The organism is Bifidobacterium sp. UBA6881 (assembly GCA_002451435.1).
In the GTDB taxonomy this organism is placed as follows: domain Bacteria; phylum Actinomycetota; class Actinomycetes; order Actinomycetales; family Bifidobacteriaceae; genus Bifidobacterium.
Genome location: DKCF01000039.1, coordinates 3,267 through 5,496, shown reverse-complemented (window position 1 = coordinate 5,496; position 2,230 = coordinate 3,267). Strand labels below are relative to the sequence as shown.

General features: G+C 58.3%; 1 protein-coding gene and 2 pseudogenes. All 3 read left to right on the top strand.

The genetic code is table 11. The features are described 5' to 3' along the window. A pseudogene (locus B3C64_RS03285) lies at nucleotides 1-831 on the top strand (type VI secretion protein ImpB); the annotation flags it as partial. Between the two features lie 98 nt (nucleotides 832-929). Continuing rightward, nucleotides 930-1,157 (top strand): hypothetical protein, encoded by a 228-nt coding sequence (locus B3C64_RS03280; protein WP_291533698.1) that lies wholly within the window; start codon nucleotides 930-932, stop codon nucleotides 1,155-1,157. A 178-nt stretch (nucleotides 1,158-1,335) separates the two neighbouring features. Then, nucleotides 1,336-2,230, top strand: a pseudogene (locus B3C64_RS03275) (hypothetical protein); the annotation flags it as partial.

Below are 2,230 nucleotides of genomic sequence, written 5' to 3'. Positions count from 1 at the left end.
GTGAACGCCGAACTGCTCATAGACCACGCATGGGGATGGGAGCCGTGCACCATCGCCGATATCAAGGCGTACAGGCCGGCGGGGCACAGCATGAGCTCCGGGCAGGTGCTCACCGGCGCGGTCGATGCCGGTACGGCGCGTCTGATCGTCCGTGAAATGGCGGATACGCTGTCGCTCGATTTGGTGGGCAAGGGCTTGAAGGCCGGACGTATGGGGCTGATGGTCGGCTACGATACGGCCAGCCTCGATCCGAAACGGCTGGAGGATTGCGAGACGCCGCTGTTGCGCACACTCGCGGAAAACGCGGCGGCTCATTACGACGGGCCGGTTTCCGTGGACAGGTACGGCCGGCGGGTGCCCAAGCCAGCCAGCGGATCGATTGCCTTGGAGAAACCCACGGCGTCAACCAGCCGCATCTGCGATGCCGTGGACGAACTGTTCGGCAGAATCGTCGACAAACGCCTGCTGGTACGGCGGCTGAACGTGGTCGCGGAGGATCTGCGGACGACCGAATGCTCCGGCGACGGCGAATCAGGCGGCAATGCATATACGCAGCCGGACTTGTTCTCCCAACTGGATGACGACCGCAACGATTCCGCTGGAGCCGTCGCGGTCGGTACTGGCTGTGCGGGTAGCGTCCGGATTCCTGGCCGCGGAGCCGAGCGCGAAGCCGGGCATGTTATTGACGGAGAGTCCGAAGGGCACGTACAGCAGGCGCTGATCGAGATCAAACGCAAATTCGGAAAGAACGCCGTCATCAAAGGCATGAATCTGTTCGATGGCGCCACCGGACGCCAGCGCAACCAGCAGATCGGAGGCCATGCCGCGTGAGCCGTGGTATGTGCCGGAAACGAACGGTGTCGGCAAGACGACAATGAATGTCGGCGCGGTGACGAGGGCAATGAGGATGATTGATTGGGGGATGACATATGGCGCTTACCCGAACACACGATTATGACGACATCATCGATATGCCGCATCACCAGTCGCGCAAACATGCCCATATGGGCATGCGCAACCGCGCGGCGCAGTTCATGCCGTTCGCCGCGTTGACCGGATACGATGACGTCATCGAACGGACCACGCGCTCCACTGTGGAAGCCGTGGAACAAGCCAACGCTCCCGTCGATCTTGAGGACGGTTATCTTTCGGCCTGAGACGAGGCACCTTCGCGCTCTCCCATGGCGCTCTCGATTCTTTTCCCGCGGGGGATCAAACCATGCGCTCCGCACGGAGCCTGGGAATTCCGGTGCCAACTGAATTTCGGCTGGAGGGGAACAGCGATAATGGCCTACAGCACAGTCGTTTTCGTTAAACGCATCAAGGGAGAAGAACATGACTGACGACGACAATGTGAAGCCGGGGCCGGCGGGAACGATACATCGTTCGATACAGGTGGATGCATCGGTGGCTGACGCATACGTGGCATTGAAAAACCTGCTTTCCTGCAGTGCGACATTCATGATGAGTCAATGGGATGATGCGAAGAGAACGGTATCGTTCAGCTCCTTCGACGGAGTTGAATGCGTCGCTTCGATTTCCGCGTTGGGTGACGGATGCGAAGTTGAGATCGTTTCGGACGCGTCGGATGGGGACCTTGCCCAGAGGCAAATCGATAATTTCATTCATGACTACCAGGCGCAGATAAATATGGCGAAGATTCAGCGTTCGTCCGAATCGAAGATTCGGCCGGAATCAGGACCGGGATCAGACCTGAGGAAGACCCTTGATGGCGCGCGGGAGAGGCTTGGGGCGCCGCGTACCATGACTTCCTCGGGCATCGCGCAGCGGACCAGAGGAATGAGTCTGGCTCCGAAATTCGTCGTGGGTGCCATTCTGTTTGTTCTGCTTATCGTCTTCGCCTGTGCAATCGGGTCATGCGGCGGGAGCGGGTCCACGCCGCATGACGGGAAAATATCCGTACCGGAATCCTCCGATTCTTTTGAAGACGACAATTACAAAGATGTGGTCGACAGACTCAAATCCGCCGGATTCACCAACGTCAAAACGGAAGGACTTGGTGATTTGATCACTGGTTTCCTCCATAAAGAAGGCGAAGTCAAAGAGGTATCGGTAGGCGGAGATGTCGATTACAGCACGTCCGATCGTTTTTCGCCGTCGGTGAAAATCGTTGTGCGATACCACTCATATCCGGCGGACGATGATTCCTCTGGCAAAACGGAATCCCAGGATGCCACTGCCAACCCATCTTCGGGTAATCAAGACGAGG